This window comes from Alloalcanivorax profundimaris, from assembly GCF_015265435.1.
Classification (GTDB): Bacteria; Pseudomonadota; Gammaproteobacteria; order Pseudomonadales; family Alcanivoracaceae; genus Alloalcanivorax; species Alloalcanivorax profundimaris.
In genome coordinates, this window is the sequence record NZ_JABJWH010000040.1 from 116,928 (window position 1) to 132,589 (window position 15,662).

A 15,662-nucleotide genomic window follows, 5' to 3' on the forward strand; every position below is an offset into this window, starting at 1 on the left:
GTGGCGCCCGCCGCGCGCGGGCGGCACCGGCAGGAAACTCCCGCCAGCGCGGGTTTGAAGTCGTCGGACGGGCGAGGTCGTCGAATGAGTGAACGAATACTGCGGTTGGACAAGGCCGGCACGCCGGTGGAGTGGCTGGACTGGCAGGCCGCGGCGGTGCTGTACGCCCGGGGGTTGGTGACCTGGACCCTGGGCGACGTGATCTACCAGCTGCGCGGCGGGGTCAGCCGGCTCACCGGCGACCGCTCCCGCCTGATGCTGCATTCCATCATCGCCTGCGATGGCCTGGCCAGCCCGCGCCGCCGCACCCGGCCGCCGCTCACTAACCGGGCCCTGTTCCGCCGCGACCAGCACTTGTGCCTGTACTGCGGCAAACACTTCCCGGAAGCCCGACTCACCCGCGACCACATCCGCCCCACCTCCCGGGGTGGCCGTGACAACTGGCTCAACGTCGTGGCCGCCTGCCGCCGCTGCAACCAGCACAAGGGCAATCGCCTGCCCGAGGAAATCGGCATGGAACTGCTGGCACTGCCCTATGTGCCGAACATGGCCGAGTACCTGGCGCTGATCAACAGCCACCGCATCCGCGGCGACCAGATGGAATTCCTGCGCGGGCAGTTCGGTAAGAACAGCCGGCTGCTTTAGAGCCCGGTAACCGTTCATTTTGTCCCGACGAAACCAAGCGCAAAAAAAACGGCGCCCAATGGGCGCCGATGAATCGTTTGGCTCGGGAGAGCTATTACGGAGCCGAAACTCCGCTGTCGACGGATGGGACCTCGTCGACAAGAGAAAGTATGTTCGTGACCTGGTTCAAAAACATTAGCTGTACAGCCGTTCACAAACGATTCGTTGGTCAATAAGTGTCCGTCCCCGTTCCCGCCCCGCCGGGCATTAAGCCGCAGGCGCCCATCAGGTCCCGCCAGCGCCCGGTATGGGCCTTCAGCGCCCGGTTGAGCCGGGCCACCTGGCCGCCGTCGCCGAAGTAGCGATCCAGCCAGGCGTCCAGTGCCGGCGTGCCGCCGGTGACCCCGTGCAGGGCGTCCAGGGCCTGGCCCAGGGCCCGGTGGCGGCGGTCCAGCTCCGCCAGAAAGGCCTGCACCCGCTCCCCGTAGTAGCCGTCCAGCAGATTTCGTAGCCGGTGGGCGCGCTGGCTGGCCCGCCCCCGGGGGCACAGGCGGTCGCCCTCCAGGCCGCGCAGCACGGCGGTGGCCCGTTCCAGTTCCACCCGGGCGCGGGCGGTCTGGCGCAGGATGTCGCCGCCGGCGGAGGAATGGGCCAGGGCGGCAAGGTGGGTTTCCAGGTCCGGCAGGGCCGCCGCCGGCGGCGCCTCCTGGCGGGCCAGCCGCGACAGCCGGTCCAGGTAGCCGTCCCAGAGCGCGTCCGCCGGGTCGCCGGGCCACAGCAGCGCGGCCAGGCCGATCAGGGCGGCCAGGGGCGGGGCCAGCAAAAAAGCCTTACGGGAAGTCATTTTTAACAAAGGCATCGCCGAATCGGGGTCGGCAACTGTGCTAGTTTTGCCGATCAGGCTTCAAGTCTTTCCAAATAACCACTGTTTCCAAATAACCACGAAGGCGGTCAAAGGAATGCGATTACATCATTGTGGCGTGCTGTTTCTGGCTCTGTCCCTGCTGGCCTGCGACCCGGCCCCGGAAAAACCGGAGCAGCAGGCCGCCGAACCCGATTCCGGGAGCGCGGCGGGGGAGACTGGTGGCACGCCGCGGGCGCCGGCCCCGGATCCGCGCTGGCGCGACCACCTGGACAGCTGGCCCCACGGCGCGGTGAGCGCGCGGGCGCCGCTGGTGGTGCGGTTCACCCATCCGGTGGTGGATGACAGCCGTCTGGACAAGCCCGCCGAAGGCGTCGCCCGGCTGGCCCCGGAGCAACCCTTCGAGGCGGTGTTCACCGCCCGCGACCGCCTGGAAATCCGGCCGAAGCAGGCGCAGCCCGCCGGTGAGACCCTGACCCTGACCCTGTTCCCCCAGGCGCTTTCCGGGGTCGACGACGGCCTGCCGCCGCTGCGCGCCGACGTCACCGTGATGACCCAGCGGCTCAGCCTGCGCGTGGACGCCCTGGCCCCGGAACCCGGCGACGATGGCGCCATGCAACTGAGCGGCGCCCTGCGCACCCGGGACCGGGCCGACCCGGCGGACGCCCAGGCGGTGCTCGGCGCCGCCCAGGGCGACCGCGACCTGGAGATCGCCTGGCAGCACGACGCCGCCAGCCTCAGCCATGAATTCGTGATCACCGGCATCCGCCGCGCCGACGACGCGGCGCCGGTGACCCTGACCTGGGACGGCGCGCCCCTGGACGTGGACGAGCGCGGCGAACGCCGCTATCCGGTGCCCGCCCCCGGCGAGTTCCGGGTCACCACGGCGCGCACCCTGAGCTACCCGGAGCCGCAGATCCTGGTGCAGTTCTCCGAGCCCCTGATGGGCACCCAGAACACCGCCGGCCTGGTCACCCTCAACGGCGAGGACGCCCGGGTGCGCATCGACGGCAGCCGCCTGCGCGTCTACCCGGCGGACCGGGACGATCTGGGCGACGGCCGCTTTCAGCTGCGCATCGACCCGGGTCTGCGCAGCGCCGCCCGCGCCCGCCTGGAGACCCCCTTCGAGCAGGACCTGACGCTCACCGTGGCCAAGCCCGGCGTGCGCTTCGTCGGCGAGGGCGCCATCCTGCCCAACGGCGAGACCCTGAGCGTGCCGTTCGAGGCGGTGGCCGCCAAAGCGGTGAAGGTGCAGGCCTTCGAGGTGTTCGAGGACAACATCGCCGGCTACCTGCAGGGCAATGAACTGGACACCGCCTACCAGGACAATCGCAGCGGCCGCTACCTGTGGCAGAAAACCCTGTCCCTGCCGCCGGCCACCGGCGGCGACTGGCAACGCTACCGGCTCGATCTCTCCGAGCTGATGGCCGGCCACCCCAACGGCTTGATCATGCTCACCCTCAAGCTGGACGGCGACACCATCGACTACCAGTGCGACGGTGAGGGCCCGCAACGGCGCGCGGAACTGCCGGACAGCTACGACGGCCCCGGCCAGGACGACGACGACAGCCGGCTGCGGCGCTATTACCGCGATGCCGGTTACCTGAGCTGGAGCGAACGGGACAACCCCTGCTCCGACGCCTACTACCGCTACAACGACCGGGCCGAATCCAGCCGCGCCTTCCTGGCTTCCAACCTGGGCCTGATCGCCAAGCAGGGCGAGAGCGACCGGCTCACCGTGATCGCCACCCACCTGGACGACAACACTCCGGCCACCAAGGTGCGGGTCACCGTGCACAACTACCAGCACCAGGTGCTGGCCAGTGGCACCACCAACAACAACGGCGAGGTGACCCTGGCCCTGGACGGCAGCCCCTTCTATCTGGTGGCCCGGGAGAACGACGACCGGGGCTACCTGAAGCTGGCCCGCAACCGGGCGCTGCCCACCAACCAGTTCAACACCGGCGGCGAGAAGGTGCGCGACGGCCTCAAGGGCTTCTTCTACGGCGAGCGGGACGTGTGGCGACCCGGCGACGACATCCACCTGACCTTCGTGCTGGCGGACCCGCAAAACCGCATTCCCGATGACCACCCGGTGACCCTGGACTGGTTCGACCCGCGCGGCGACAAGGTGGCCAGCTACAGCAACGCCGAGCCGGTGGGCCAGTTCCATGCCTTCACCCTGAGTACCGCCGAGGACGCGCCCACCGGCAACTGGCGGGCGGTGGCCCGGGTCGGCGAGCGCTACTTCGACACGCCCCTGCGGGTGGAAGCGATCAAACCCAACCGCCTGAAGATCGAGCTGGATGCCCCGGACCCGCTGAAGGTGGGCGGCGACAACCCGGTTTCCCTGCATGGCCAGTGGCTCAACGGCGCCCGCGCCGGCGCGCTCAAGGCCGACGTCAAGGCGCGCCTGGTCAACGCCGGCGACCCCTTCGAGGGCTACGACGGCTTCACCTTCTCCGACCCTACCCGCAACCTGGGGGCGGAACCCTTCACCGCCTTCGAGGGCAACCTGGACGCCGGCGGCGACGCCCGTTTCCCGCTGCAACTGCCGGACATCACGCCGCCGGGCATGGCGGCGGCCCTGCTCACCACCCGGGTGTTCGAGCAAAGCGGCGATTACAGCACCCAGATCAAACGCCTGGCGGTGTCCCCCTATGCCCACTGGGTGGGCCTGCGGGTGCCCGAGGGCAGCGGCTGGGGCGATTCCCTGGGCCGCGACCGGGACCATGAAATCGGCCTGCTGGCCCTGGACCGGGACGGCAAGCCGGAGGCCGGCCGCGCGCTGACCCTCGCTGTTTACCGCATCGACTGGCGCTGGTGGTGGGACCGGGGCGGCGAGGACCTGACCCACTTCATCAGCGATCCGCACACGGAAAAACTGCGCGAGGAAACCCTTACCAGTGACGACCAGGGCCGTGCCCAATGGACCCTGGCCGGCGCCGATTACGACTGGGGCCGCTATCTGCTGCGGGTGTGCCAGAAGGACGGCCGCCACTGCGCCGCGCGCACCGTCTACCTGGGCTGGAGCGGCGAGCGCAATGCCCAGGGCGACGCCGCCACCCGCCTGGCCCTGTCCAGCGACAAGGACCAGTACCAGGTTGGTGAAACCGCCCGCGTGCGGGTGCCCGCCAGCGGCCAGGGCCGCCTGCTGGTGAGCCTGGAAACCGGCGACCGGGTGCTCGATCACTACTGGGTGGACGACACCGGCGCCGAGGGCGAGAGCCTGACCCTGGAAATTCCGGTCACCGCCGACATGGCCCCCAATGTGTACGTGCACGTGGCCCTGTTGCAGCCCCATGGCGGCCGCGACAACGACCGGCCCATCCGCCTCTACGGCATCGCGCCGCTGATGGTGGAAGACCCGGCCACCCGGCTGGCCCCGGAGATCCGCGCGCCGGACGAGGTGAAGCCGGACAGCACCCTGAAAGTGGCGGTGTCCGAAGGCAAGGGTCGCCCCATGACCTACACCCTGGCGGTGGTGGACGAAGGCCTGCTGGGCATCACCGACTTCGCCACGCCCCGTCCCCACGACGCTTTCTACCAGCGCGAGGCCCTGGGCGTGCTCACCTGGGACCTGTTCGATCAGGTGGTGGGCGCCTACGGCGGCGAGCTCGACCAGCTGCTGGCCCTGGGCGGCTCCGATGCCCTCAAGGACGGCGACGAACAGCGCCGCCGGCGTTTCCCGCCGGTGGTGCGCTTCGCCGGGCCGTTCCAGCTCAAGAAAGGGGAGACCCGGGAGCACGACATCGACCTGCCGCCCTACATGGGCCAGGTGCGGGTGATGGTGGTGGCCGGCAACCAGCGCGCCTACGGCCACGCCGACCGGGACGTCACCGTGACCCAGCCGCTGACCCTGCTGTCCACGCTGCCCCGGGTGCTCGGCCCCGGCGAGACCCTGGATCTGCCGGTGACCGTGTTCGCCGCCGAGGAGGGCCTGGGCGAGGTGACCGTGAGCGCCGAGGCCGGCGCCCCGCTGACCCTGACCCGGGACAGCGCCACCCTGAATTTCCCGCAAAGCGGTGACCAGGTGGCGGCGCTGTCCCTGAAAGCCGGCGACGCCACCGGCATCGCCGACGTGACGGTGCGCGCCCGGGCCGGCGACCAACGGGCGGAGGAAACCGTGCACCTGCCGGTGCGCAGCGCCAACCCGCCCACGGTGCGCGACAGCGGCAAGTTGCTGGAAGCCGGGGCCACCTGGTCGCTGACCCATGTTCCCCACGGCCTGCCGGGCACCAACGAAAGCCGGCTCACGGTGAGCAGCCTGCCGGCCATGGGTCTGGAGCGGCGCCTGGAGTACCTGATCGATTACCCCCACGGCTGCATCGAGCAGACCGTGTCCGCGGTGCTGCCGCAGCTCTACCTGTCCCGGCTCACCACCCTGAGCGAGGAACAGAAAACCGCGGTGCAGGACAACGTGGACGCGGCCATCCAGCGGCTGCGCCGCTTCCAGCAGGGCGGCGGCTTCAGCTACTGGCCCGGCGACGGCGCCGTGAACGACTGGGGCACCTCCTACGCTGGCCACTTCCTGTTGGAAGCCCGCCGCCAGGGCTACGCGGTGCCCGCCGACCTGCTCGATCCCTGGCTCGCCTACCAGAGCCGGGTAGGGCAGAACCCGGGCCGCTACCCCTGGCAATGGGCGGCCCAGGCCTACCGCCTGTACACCCTGGCCCTGGCCGGCGAGCCGGAGGTGGGTGCCATGAACCGCCTGCGCGAAGCCTACCAGGCCCGCGCCGCCGAGAATGGCGGCGACCAGCCCGGTTACCGCGCCGGCCGCTGGCTGCTGGCGGCGGCCTACCAGCAAATGGGCCTCACCGAGGTGGCCGGCGAACTGCTCGCCGCCGCCCGGGACAACGACGCCGACTACGACCGGCCCGGGCCCACCTACGGCTCGCGGCTGCGTGACCGGGCCATCGAGCTGATGGTGCTGGACGCCCGGGGCGACGGAGACGGCGCCTGGGAACAGGCCCGCGTGATCGCCAACCAGCTGGCGTCGGAAAACTGGTACTCCACCCAAAGCACCGCCTGGGCGCTGATGGCCATGGCCCGCTTCGCTGGCAGCGATGGCGCCAAGGGGTACGACTTCGCCTGGCGCCAGGACGACGGCGACTGGCAGGCGATCACCAGCCAGGCGCCGGTGTTCCGCCAGACCCTGGATCTGGATGGCGACGGCGCCGAACTGGCGGTGCGCAACGACAGCGAGCGGCGCCTGTTCGTCTCGGTGAGCACCCGGGGCACCCCGGCGCCCGGCCAGGAGCGGGCGGAAAGCCGCGGCCTCAATCTGAACGCCCGCTTCCGCACCCTGGACGGCCGCGAGCTGAACCCGGCGTCCCTGGCCCAGGGCACGGATTTCCGCGCCAGCGTCACCATCACCAACCGCAGCGGCCGCGACCTGGACAATCTGGCGCTCACCCAGGTGATCCCCTCCGGCTGGCAGATCACCGACAGCCGCCTGGCCGGCGACGACCAGGCCGCGCCCCTGGACTACCGGGACCAGCGCGACGACCGGGTGCTCAGCTACTTCTCCCTGCCCGCCGGCAAAAGCCGCACCTACCACCTGGGGCTGAATGCCACCTTCGCCGGCCGTTTCTACCTGCCCGGCTGGCAGGTGGAGGCCATGTACCGGGGCGACGTTCGCGCCCGGGACCAGGGCCGCTGGGTGGAGGTGACCGACCCGGCGCGGCGGCGCGACGGCGATTGAGGGAACGGCCGTGAGCCGCCGGTGGCGCCGGGTCGCGGTGCCGCTGGCGCTGCTGCTGGCGGCGCTGGCCTGGTTGCAGTGGGCGCCGTTGCCCGCGTCCCTGCAGCGGGTGGATTACGCCACCCTGATGCTGGACCGGCACGGCCGCCCGCTGGCGGCGCGCATCGCCGGCGACCAGCAGTGGCGGTTCGCGCCGGTGACCACGGTGCCGGACAAGTACCGCCGCGCGTTGCTCGCCTTCGAGGACCGCCGTTTCCCCTGGCACCCGGGCGTGGACCCGGTGGCCATTGCCCGGGCGGCGCTGGCCAACGCCCGCGCCGGCCGGGTGGTCAGCGGCGGCTCCACCCTGACCATGCAACTGGCCCGGCTGCTGCGTGAAGATCCGCCGCGCACCCTGGACGAAAAGGCCCGGGAAGCGCTGCTGGCGCTGCGCCTGGAATGGCACCTGAGCAAGGACGAGATCCTCGCCGAGTACGCCAGCCGCGCCCCCTTCGGTGGCAACACCGTGGGCCTGCGCGCCGCCGCCTGGCGTTACTTCCGGCGCCCGCCGGAGGCGCTCAGCTGGGCCGAGGCGGCGCTGCTGGCGGTGCTGCCCAACAGCCCGGCGCTGATCCACCCGGGCCGCGACCGGGACCGGCTGCGGGCCAAGCGTGACCGGCTGCTGGCCCGTCTCCATGAGCAGGGCGAGCTGGACGCCGACGACCTGGCCCTGGCCAGGCTGGAACCGCTGCCCCGGGTCCACGAGCTGCCGTCCCTGGCGCCGCGCCTGCTGGATACCCTCAGCGCCGACGGCGGCGGCCCGCTGCTGCGCACCACCCTGGACGCGGACCTGCAGCGCCGGGTGCGCGAGCTGGCCGGCCGCCACGGCCGCCGCCTGGGCCGCCAGGGGGTGCACAACCTGGCGGTGGTGGTGATCGACCACCGCGACCTGGAAACCCGCGCCTACCTGGGCAATGTGCAGCACGGCGACGGCGACACCTACGGCGCCGCCGTGGACATCGCCAGCCGCCCGCGCTCCACCGGCAGCGTGCTCAAGCCGCTGCTCTATGGCCTGATGCTGGACGCCGGCCTGATCCTGCCGGACACCCTGATCCCGGATTTGCCCACCAACTACGGCGGCTACAGCCCGGAAAACTTCGATCGGGAATACCGGGGCGCGGTGCCCGCCCACGAGGCCCTGGCCCGCTCCCTGAACGTGCCGGCGGTGCGCCTGCTGCGTCGCTATGGTGTGGGCCGCTTCCACGACCAGCTCCGCGCGCTGGGCATGACCACCCTGTTCCGGCCCGCCGACGACTACGGCCTGACACTGGTGCTGGGCGGCGCCGAGGGCACCCTGGAGGAGCTCACCGGCATCTACGCCCGGCTGATCGCCACCGCCCGGGACGGCCAGGCCGCCCCGGTGACTCGCCTGGCCGGCATCACCCCGGTGGCGGAGCCGTTCGCGATCAGCCCCGGCGCCGCCTGGCTGACCCTGGACGCCCTGCGCGACGTGGCCCGGCCCGGCACCGCCCGGCAATGGCGGCTGTACCGCTCCAGCCAGCCGATCGCCTGGAAAACCGGCACTAGCTACGGCCTGCGCGACGCCTGGGCGATCGGCAGCAACGGCCGCTATACGGTGGGCGTGTGGGCCGGCAACGGCAACGGCGAGCCGGCGCCCCACCTGGGCGGCGCCGACACCGCCGCGCCCTTGATGCTGGATGTGTTCAGCCTGCTCGGCCCGGCGCCGTTCCCGGAACCGCCGCTCAACGATCTCAAACAGGTGCGGGTGTGCGCCGACGACGGCTACCTGGCCGGCGGGCGCTGCACGGCGAACACCGTGCTGGCGCCCCTGCACGGCCACTTCCAGACGGTGACGCCGCACCACCGGCGGGTGCATCTGGACGGCAATGGCCAGCGGGTGCACGGCGGCTGCGAAGCGGTGGCCGCCATGCAAAGCCGCGACTGGTTCGTGCTGCCGCCGGCCCAGGCCTGGTTCTACCGCCAGCGCCATCCGGACTACCGGCCCCTGCCGGCCTGGCGCTCGGATTGCCTGGCCGGGGCCCGGGCCCTGGACGCCGACCCGCCCATGGCGGTGCTCTATCCCCACGCTGGCGCCGGCCTCTACATTCCCCGGGAGCTGGGCGGGCGGCGCGGCCAGGCGGTGTTCCGGGTGGTCCACGAGCGGGCCGGGGCACGGCTGTTCTGGCACCTGGACGACCGCTACCTGGGGGTCACCGAGCACTTCCACGAATGGGCCCTGCGCGCCGACCCGGGCTGGCACACCCTCACCCTGGTGGACGATCAGGGCTTCCGGCTTCAGCGCCGCTTCAAGGTGCTCGGCGACTGAAGCGGTCGCGGAAAGGGAAGGGCGGTTTCACGCGCCCTTGGCCGGGGGGCGGGCAGGCTTCCGGGATTGTCGTTCCGCTTTGGAGATTTGCCATGCGCCTTGCCTTGATCGGAGTGTTCGCGGTGTTGCTGGCCGCCTGCCTGAGCCGGCCGGAGCGGCCGCCGATTCCGCTGGCGGAGAACCTGGATCTGGACCGCTTCATGGGCGACTGGTACGTGATCGCCAACATTCCCACGCCGCCGGAGAAGGGCGCCCACAACGCGGTGGAAAGCTACCAGCGGCTGGGGCCGGACAAGATCGGCGTGACCTTCAGCTTCAACGAGGACGGCTTCGACGGCGAGCGCGAAACCATGACGCCCACCGGCTTCGTCACCGAAGCGGACAACGCGGTCTGGAAGATGCAGTTCATCTGGCCGTTGCGGGCGGACTACCGGGTGGTCCACGTGGACCAGGATTACCGCGCCACCATCATCGGCCGGCAGAAGCGGGATTATCTGTGGATCATGGCCCGGGAGCCGAACCCGGACGAAGAGACGTTCGAGCGGCTCTACCGGATCGCCGCCGAGGCGGGCTACGACACCGACCGCATCCAGCGCGTGCCGCAGCGCTGGTGAGCACGGCTTGAAGCTGGCGTTCGCGCCCCCACCCCCGTAGGGTGAAAACGCAACGACCGGTCGGACCGAAGGAGACCGCAATGAGGATTCTGATCGCCGGGGCCAACGGCAAGATTGGCCGTCGTCTGGTGAAGCTGCTGGGCGACAGCGACCATGTGTGCCGCGCCATGGTGCGCGACCCGTCCCAGGAATGGGGACTGCGCGAGCTGGGCGCCGACGAAGTGGTGGTGGCGGATCTGGAAGGCGATTGCCGGGCCGCGCTGATCACCTGCGACGCGGTGGTGTTCACCGCCGGCTCCGGGCCGCACACCGGGCCGGAGAAAACCGTGGACGTGGACCAGAACGGCGCCATCAACCTGATCGACCTGGCCCAGGAAATGGGCGTGCCCCGTTTCGTGATCGTCAGCTCCATGCGCGCCGACGACCCGGACAGCGGCCCGGAAAAAATGCGCCATTATTTCGTCGCCAAGCAAAAGGCGGACAACCATCTGCGCGCCAGCCACCTGAACTACACCATCGTGCGCCCGGGCCGGCTCACCGAGGACGAGGGCACCGGCAAGGTGCGGCTCGCCGAGCGCATCGACGAGTTCGGCGAGATCCCCCGCCAGGACGTGGCGGCTGTGATCCGGGCGGTGCTCGACCACCCGGGCAGCAGCAAGCGGGAGTTCGACCTGATCAGCGGCGACACCGCCATCGATCAGGCGGTGGCCTCGCTGGAATAAGCCGCCCTGCATGCGGTGTTGTAGGAGCGACTTCAGTCGCGATGAAGTTGGCGCCGCCGGTGAATCGCGACTGAAGTCGCTCCTACAAATTACGGCTTGCGATTGAAATTGAGCCGCCGCCGGATGCGTTTCTCCGGCGGCAGGTCGGTGAAGTCGTCGGCTTCGAACACATCGGCGCCCACCGGCGTTTCCGCGTTGCGCTGATACAGCTCCACCAGCATGGCGCGGCGGTCCGCCCGCAGCTGCGACATCAGCACCCCCATCATCAGAAACAGCACCATGGCGAAGGGCAGCGCCGCCAGCAGGCTGGCGGATTGCAGCCCTTCCAGGCCGCTCGCCACGATCAGCGTCAGGCAGATCGCCGAGATCAGCACGCCCCAGGTGAGGCGCTTGTAGAGCGGCGGGTTGAGCGAGCCGTGGTCGGTCATCTGCGAGACGATGTAGGAGGCGGAGTCCGCCGAGGTGACCAGGAACACGAACAGAATCAGCATGGTGACGCCGGACAGGAAGGTGCTGAACGGCAGCGCCTGGTACATCTGGAACAGGGCGTTGGCCACGTCGTCGGCCACCGGCCCGGCCAGGTCCACGCCGCCGCTGAGTTGCAGGTCCAGGGCGGTGGTGCCGAACACGGCGATCCAGGCGCAGGCCAGCAGCGGCGGCACCAGCAGCACGCCGAGCACGTACTCGGTGATGGTGCGGCCCTTGGAGATGCGCGCCACGAAGGTGCCCACGAACGGTGACCAGGCGATCACCCAGGCCCAGTAGAACAGGGTGAAACGGTTCATCCAGTCCCGGTCTTCCAGGGGCGGAATGGTCAGCGCCATCTCGATGTAGTTGCCCAGGTAGGCGCCCAGGCCGTTCACGAAATTGTCCAGGATCAGCACCGTGGGGCCGGTGAACAGCATATAGCCCATGAAACCCAGGCACAGGGCCATGTTCAGGTTACTGAGCACGCGGATGCCCTTGTCCAGGCCGCTGTAGGACGAGGCCGTGTAGCACACGAACATGGCCCCCAGAATCGCCGCCTTGGTCCAGAAGCTGTCCGCCCAGCCGAACACCGTGTGCAGCCCGCCGTTCATCTGCAGAATCCCCAGGCCCAGGGAGGTGGCCACCCCCATCACCGTGGCGACCACCGCCAAGACGTCCAGGGAATCGGACAGGCCCTGGCGGCCCGGCAGTTTCACCGTGGCCGGTTCCACCATGGTGGACACCAGCCCGGGGCGCTCCTTGCGGAACTGGAAGAAGGCGATGATCAGGCCCACCAGGGTGAACGCCGCCCACTGGTTCATGCCCCAATGGAAGAAGCTGTACTGCATGGCCAGGGTGGCGGCCTGGGCGCCGCCGGGCTCGGCCAGGCCGTGGGGCGGCTCGGTGAGATGCTGGATCGGCTCGGCCATGCCGTAGAACACCAGGCCGACGCCGAAGCCCGCGGACAGCAGCATGCTCAACCAGGAAAACACCCCGTACTCCGGACCGGAATTCTGCGGCCCCAAGCGGATCTTGCCGTAGCGGCTCATGGCCAGCCCCAGCAGGAACACCACGAACACGAAGGTACTGATCAGATAGAACCAGCCGAAGTAGTGCCCCAGGGTATTGAGCACGGTCTCGGAGATGTTTTGGAAGGCCTGCGGAGCGGCCACGCCCAGGGCGACCAGAAGGGCCATCAGGGTGGTGGAGATAACGTATACGCGATGTCGTTTCAGCATCCGGCAAGACTACCAGCGGTGGCGCCGGACGCTACCCCAATTGTGAGCCTGTTCAAAAGTTATACATTTTCATCGCCGTTCATGGGTGGACCCGGGTTATTCAACGGTTGTAGAGTTTTTATTCATCGGCCGATGAATAATGAAAAAACGATCACAACAACCGATCAGAACAACAACGTAAAAACGGGAGAACACCATGATCAAGAAGGCCCTGGCCGTCCTCGCGGGCGCTCTGTTCCTGTTGGCGGCGCCGGTCCACGCCGGTAGCTGGCAGGACAACCTGTCCCTGGGCGGTTTCAACAATGTCCACCTCTACACCCCCGACACCGACTCGCCGGTGGGCGCCGGCAAGGCGCTGCTGATCGTGCTGCACGGCTGCACCCAGTCGATCAACGCCTACAAGACCGCCAACCTGGAAGTGGCCGCCGAGGAATACGGCATGGTGGTGGCGGTGCCGGACGCCATGAACAAGGCCGGCTTCAGTTGCTGGTCCTACTGGCAGGGCAGCAAATCGCGCAGCGCCGGCGACTACAACAACCTGATCGACCTGGCCAATGAGCTGTCCGACGACGGTGCCCGTGGCATCGATCCCAACCAGGTCTACATCGCCGGTCTGTCGTCCGGCGCCAGCTTCGCCAACACCACCGCCTGCCTGGCCCCGGACGTGTTCGCCGGCGTCGGCGTCAGCGCCGGCCCCAGCGTGGGCACCAGCTCCATCGGCGTCTGCGAGCAGGCCAACGTGGAAAGCCGCTGCCGCAACCTGGGCGGCGCCTACCGGAGCGCCTTCGACACCCAGGTAGCGTCCATCGCCCACGGCGACGCGGACACCACCGTGGACACCTGCTACAACCGCCAGAACGCGGAAGGCATGGCCGGCCTCTACGGCGTCAGCGAGCTGCCCGGCAGCACCGTGATCAGCCAGGACGGCGGCACCGCCGAGGAATTCCTGTGGCAGGACGGCCGCGTCTCCATGCTGTGGCTCAACGGTTTGGACCACTCCTGGTCCGGCGGCCAGGGCGCCAGCGGCAACTACATCGGCGGCGCCAGCATCAACTACGCCCGCTACCTGGGCGAATTCTTCAGCCAGAACAACGCCCGGGTGAATCGCAACCTGGCGCCCAGCGTGACCGGCCTGACCCTGGCCGCCAACGGCGACGCCATTCAGGTCAGCGGCCAGGCCGCCGACCAGGACGGCACCGTCACCGCCATCACCATCGTTATCGAGGGCCTGGCCGGCGGCGGCGACACCCTGACCACCACCGTGGACGGCGGCGGCGCCTTCCAGGCCAACAGCGGCGGCCTGGCGGACGACCTCTACACCGTGGCGGTCACCGCCGAGGACAACGACGGCGGCGAAAGCGACCCGGCCATCGACACCGTGCGGGTGGGCCCGGCGCCGCCGCCCAGCGCCCCGGTGCTCAGCGACATCGCGGTGAGCGTGGACGGCCAGTGCGCCACGGTCAGCGGCCAGGTGGTGGACCGCAACCAGGATCTCGCCTCGGTCACGGTGACCTTCGCCAGCGGCGCCGTCACCGCCGACCTGGACGGCGTGCACTACAGCGCCCGCGCCTGCGACCTGCCCGGCGGCACCAACAACGCCAGCGTCGAAGCCCTGGACCAGGGCGGCCTCGCCGACAACGACCAGATCACCTTCCAGATCGACGCCGGCCAGGTGGCCACCCTGGACCAGCACATCAGCGCCGGCCGCCTGGACTACACCAACTACGCCAACTGCTACCTGGAATACGGCACCGACACCTTCAAACTCACCGAGCAGGCCAGCGGCGACCAATGCCAATGGCAAGACGACGACGCCAGCTGCACCGGCCCGATCCAGGCCTGCGCCGGCGGCGGTGACGGTGGCGACCCGCAACCGGGCTGCCAGCAGGAAAGCGCCTACAACTACTACCACAAGACCGCCGGCCGCGCGTACAGCACCGGTAATTACCTGACCCCGGACTACTTCGCCCAGGGCAGCGACCAGCCCATGGCCGGCTCCACCTGGGGCAACACCACCCTGCACAGCAGCGACGGTGGCGCCACCTGGCAGGTCGGCACCTGCCCCTGACCGTTCTTGCCGGGGGCGTCCGTAGGAGCGACCGGGCGGCGTTCCGCTTCAGTCGCGATCAAAGGCGGTGCCACCGGCATCGCGGCTAAAGCCGCTCCTACACTCTCCATCCTGGCGCCGGGATAAACCCCGTTACGTGGAAGATCACTGCCAAGCGGTTCCGGGCCAGGCCCTTCCGGGACCCTTGAGAACAGGACGTTCGAAAGGGAGCCTACATGGACGTACTCGCGGCGTTCCCGGAAGGGCCTGGCCCGGAATCGCGCCCCGGCTGGAGGGTGACGCGCATAGGACCGGGTTGCTTGTCGTCCCAGCGGCGCTTGCGTACTATCCGCGCATGACGAAAAAGACCGTGGGCCGCCCCCGGGCCCGGGACGGCGCCGGCGATCGCGGCGCCACCATCCTCGATGTCTCCGAACGGCTGTTCGCCCGCCACGGCTACGACGGCGTGACCCTGCGCACCATCGCCCGGGAAGCGGGCGTGGACGTGGCCCTGATCAACTACTACTTCGGCCCCAAGCAGCAGCTCTTCGATACCGTCTTCCAACGCCGCGCCCGCATCCTCAACGACGACCGCCTGGACGCCCTCAATCGCGCCCGCGCCGAGGCCGATCCGCGGCCGGTGCCCCTGGAACGCATCATCGAGGCTTATCTGCGCCCGCTGGAAATGGCCCAGGAAAGCGAGGACCAGGGCTGGCGCAATTACTGCGCGCTGCTCGCCTTCGTGAATACCTCCCCGGTGTGGGGCCCGGTGCTCATGAGCCGCCACTTCGACGCCCCCATGGAAGCCTTCGTGGAAGCCCTGGCGCGGGTCCTGCCCGACGCCGAGCGCGCCGACCTCTACTGGTGCTACCACTTCATGTCCGGATCCATGACCCTGACCTTCGCCAACACCGGGCGCATCAACGCCATGTCCGGCGGCCTGTGCCGCTCCGACGATTTCCAGACCGCCTACGACCGCATGATTCCGTTCGTGGTGGCCGGGTTCGAGCGGGTGTGCGGGCCCCTGGCGGATCGCGGCTGAAACCCATCGCGGCGT

Annotated in this window: 9 protein-coding genes; 7 read left to right on the forward strand and 2 right to left on the reverse strand. The window is 69.6% G+C overall.

Annotation, left to right across the window (positions count from 1 at the left end):
• The first annotated feature begins 84 nt into the window (after positions 1 to 84).
• Positions 85 to 645, forward strand: a complete 561-nt coding sequence (locus HMJ39_RS18035; RefSeq protein WP_161383650.1) for an HNH endonuclease — start codon at positions 85 to 87, stop codon at positions 643 to 645.
• A 208-nt stretch (positions 646 to 853) separates the two neighbouring features.
• On the opposite strand, the gene HMJ39_RS18040 is transcribed toward HMJ39_RS18035, so the two are convergent.
• Positions 854 to 1,468: a DUF3080 family protein gene (locus tag HMJ39_RS18040; RefSeq protein WP_194298372.1), complete on the reverse strand. Its 615-nt coding sequence runs from the start codon at positions 1,466 to 1,468 to the stop codon at positions 854 to 856.
• Positions 1,469 to 1,583: 115 nt separating this feature from the next.
• Here HMJ39_RS18040 and HMJ39_RS18045 point away from each other — a divergent pair, with 115 nt between their 5' ends.
• From HMJ39_RS18045 to HMJ39_RS18060, 4 genes are all read left to right on the forward strand, one after another.
• A complete protein-coding gene (locus tag HMJ39_RS18045; RefSeq protein ID WP_194298373.1) occupies positions 1,584 to 7,190 on the forward strand; it encodes an alpha-2-macroglobulin family protein in 5,607 nt (1,868 codons plus the stop codon).
• A 10-nt stretch (positions 7,191 to 7,200) separates the two neighbouring features.
• Positions 7,201 to 9,516, forward strand: coding sequence for a penicillin-binding protein 1C (gene pbpC, locus HMJ39_RS18050; RefSeq protein ID WP_323370937.1), 2,316 nt, complete (start codon positions 7,201 to 7,203; stop codon positions 9,514 to 9,516).
• Positions 9,517 to 9,608: 92 nt separating this feature from the next.
• Complete coding sequence (locus HMJ39_RS18055) at positions 9,609 to 10,130, forward strand: lipocalin family protein (protein ID WP_161383647.1); 522 nt, start codon at positions 9,609 to 9,611, stop codon at positions 10,128 to 10,130.
• An 80-nt stretch (positions 10,131 to 10,210) separates the two neighbouring features.
• The gene (locus HMJ39_RS18060) at positions 10,211 to 10,852 is read left to right on the forward strand and encodes an SDR family oxidoreductase (protein WP_194298374.1); all 642 of its coding nucleotides are present in this window, start codon (positions 10,211 to 10,213) and stop codon (positions 10,850 to 10,852) included.
• 89 nt (positions 10,853 to 10,941) lie between these two features.
• Here HMJ39_RS18060 and HMJ39_RS18065 read toward each other — a convergent pair whose 3' ends face one another.
• Positions 10,942 to 12,558 carry a BCCT family transporter gene (locus tag HMJ39_RS18065; RefSeq protein ID WP_194298375.1) on the reverse strand — a complete coding sequence of 539 codons (1,617 nt, stop codon included), beginning with the start codon at positions 12,556 to 12,558 and terminating at the stop codon, positions 10,942 to 10,944.
• A 196-nt stretch (positions 12,559 to 12,754) separates the two neighbouring features.
• On the opposite strand from HMJ39_RS18065, the gene HMJ39_RS18070 reads away from it, so the two are divergent.
• Together HMJ39_RS18070 and HMJ39_RS18075 are read left to right on the forward strand one after the other, a co-directional pair.
• Entirely contained in the window at positions 12,755 to 14,626 is a 1,872-nt protein-coding gene (locus HMJ39_RS18070) for an extracellular catalytic domain type 1 short-chain-length polyhydroxyalkanoate depolymerase (protein ID WP_194298376.1), read from the forward strand.
• A gap of 334 nt (positions 14,627 to 14,960) precedes the next feature.
• Entirely contained in the window at positions 14,961 to 15,647 is a 687-nt protein-coding gene (locus HMJ39_RS18075) for a TetR/AcrR family transcriptional regulator (RefSeq protein ID WP_194298377.1), read from the forward strand.
• The last annotated feature ends 15 nt before the right edge of the window (positions 15,648 to 15,662 follow it).

Bases quoted from the DNA above. Each gene is read 5' to 3' on its own strand.
- HMJ39_RS18045 (WP_194298373.1), top strand. From the start codon at position 1,584: ATGCGATTACATCATTGTGGCGTGCTGTTTCTGGCTCTGTCCCTGCTG.
- HMJ39_RS18065 (WP_194298375.1), bottom strand. From the start codon at position 12,558: ATGCTGAAACGACATCGCGTATACGTTATCTCCACCACCCTGATGGCC.
- HMJ39_RS18070 (WP_194298376.1), top strand. From the start codon at position 12,755: ATGATCAAGAAGGCCCTGGCCGTCCTCGCGGGCGCTCTGTTCCTGTTG.
- HMJ39_RS18060 (WP_194298374.1), top strand. From the start codon at position 10,211: ATGAGGATTCTGATCGCCGGGGCCAACGGCAAGATTGGCCGTCGTCTG.
- HMJ39_RS18035 (WP_161383650.1), top strand. From the start codon at position 85: ATGAGTGAACGAATACTGCGGTTGGACAAGGCCGGCACGCCGGTGGAG.
- HMJ39_RS18040 (WP_194298372.1), bottom strand. From the start codon at position 1,468: ATGACTTCCCGTAAGGCTTTTTTGCTGGCCCCGCCCCTGGCCGCCCTG.
- HMJ39_RS18075 (WP_194298377.1), top strand. From the start codon at position 14,961: ATGACGAAAAAGACCGTGGGCCGCCCCCGGGCCCGGGACGGCGCCGGC.
- HMJ39_RS18055 (WP_161383647.1), top strand. From the start codon at position 9,609: ATGCGCCTTGCCTTGATCGGAGTGTTCGCGGTGTTGCTGGCCGCCTGC.